Origin of the sequence: Bacillus chungangensis (genome assembly GCF_030812995.1) — a bacterium.
GTDB classification, from domain to species: Bacteria; Bacillota; Bacilli; order Bacillales; family Bacillaceae_C; genus Bacillus_CF; species Bacillus_CF chungangensis.
The window spans coordinates 1-1,623 of the sequence record NZ_JAUSTT010000058.1 but is presented as its reverse complement, the minus strand read 5'-3'; the positions used below and the strand labels follow the sequence as shown (position 1 = coordinate 1,623).

The following is a 1,623-nucleotide window of genomic DNA, read 5'->3' as shown; positions in this document are numbered from 1 at the left end:
AACAAGGTAGCCGTATCGGAAGGTGCGGCTGGATCACCTCCTTTCTAAGGATAAATGGAAATTGACCGTTTTCGTTTTGTTCAGTTTTGAAGGATTAAACCTTTTAAAAAGCATATAATAAGCGGCAAGCTTAAAAAGCTTTGATGAAAATATTGAAGATGGATTAGCAACGAAAAGAGCGAGTATTTACTCTTCTAATCGATGCTTATTTATTTCCATGTTTAGTCCATTGGGGCCTGTAGCTCAGCTGGTTAGAGCGCACGCCTGATAAGCGTGAGGTCGGTGGTTCGAGTCCACTCAGGCCCACCATCCCCACTGGATCATAATGGGGCCTTAGCTCAGCTGGGAGAGCGCCTGCCTTGCACGCAGGAGGTCAGCGGTTCGATCCCGCTAGGCTCCACCAAACAAAGTTTCATTCAAAAGTGAATGAAACTAGTAGTTTTATTTGCTCCTTCGGCACTGCGAATTCGAGGAAGCTTATGTTCACCTCGTCGCAAGGCAGCACGAAGCAAACGCTACGAAGTTTATTCATGTAGTGAATGAAGTTAGTAGCCTTGTTCTTTGAAAACTAGATAATTGGAGAAACAACAAAAAAACCGAGAAAACACGTCTTTATGAATGCCATTCATAAAGCGTAAATGGTGTATTCGCACACCAATAAAGTCGGAAGAATAAATTTTTCGAGCATAATAGTTGGAAAAGAAGCGAAAAGATCTAGGAAGCAAATGAGCGAACACCGGAGCGCACACCAGTACGTGAGGATGTGAGTGAATGCGCTGACGACGATTTTTGAAGCTTATTTTTACAACGACAAAGGAGCAAAAAGAAGCGAAAAGATCTAGGAAGCGAGTGAATGAACACCGGAGCGTACACCAGTACGTGAGGATGTGAATGAACGAAGCTGACAACGATATTTGAAGCTTATTTTTGTGACGAGGTTAAGTTAGAAAGAGCGCATGGCGGATGCCTAGGCACTAGGAGCCGATGAAGGACGGGACTAACACCGATATGCTTCGGGGAGCTGTAAGCAAGCATTGATCCGGAGATTTCCGAATGGGGAAACCCACTGTTCTTAATCGAACAGTATCCATTCTCTGAATCCATAGGAGATGGAAGGCAGACCTGGGGAATTGAAACATCTTAGTACCCAGAGGAAGAGAAAGAAACATCGATTCCCTAAGTAGCGGCGAGCGAACCGGGAAGAGCCCAAACCAAGAGGCTTGCCTCTTGGGGTTGTAGGACACTTTATATAGAGTAAGAAAGGAATGGAGTAGACGAAGCGGTCTGGAAAGGCCTGTCATAGAAGGTAACAACCCTGTAGTCGAAACTTCGTTCCCTCTAAAGTGTATCCTGAGTACGGCGGGACACGTGAAATCCCGTCGGAATCCGGGAGGACCATCTCCCAAGGCTAAATACTCCCTAGTGACCGATAGTGAACCAGTACCGTGAGGGAAAGGTGAAAAGCACCCCGGGAGGGGAGTGAAAGAGATCCTGAAACCGTGCGCTTACAAGTAGTCAGAGCACATTAATGTGTGATGGCGTGCCTTTTGTAGAATGAACCGGCGAGTTGCGATTTTATGCAAGGTTAAGTCAAAAAAGACGGAGCCGCAGCGAAAGCGAGTC

At 46.0% G+C, this 1,623-nt stretch carries 2 tRNA genes and 1 rRNA gene; all 3 read left to right on the top strand.

From position 1 onward, the window contains the following. Positions 1 to 232: 232 nt before the first annotated feature. Positions 233 to 309 (top strand) — tRNA-Ile (locus J2S08_RS22305). An 18-nt stretch (positions 310 to 327) separates the two neighbouring features. Continuing rightward, positions 328 to 403 (top strand) — tRNA-Ala (locus J2S08_RS22300). A gap of 533 nt (positions 404 to 936) precedes the next feature. Further along, positions 937 to 1,623: ribosomal RNA gene (locus J2S08_RS22295) — 23S ribosomal RNA — on the top strand; the annotation flags it as partial.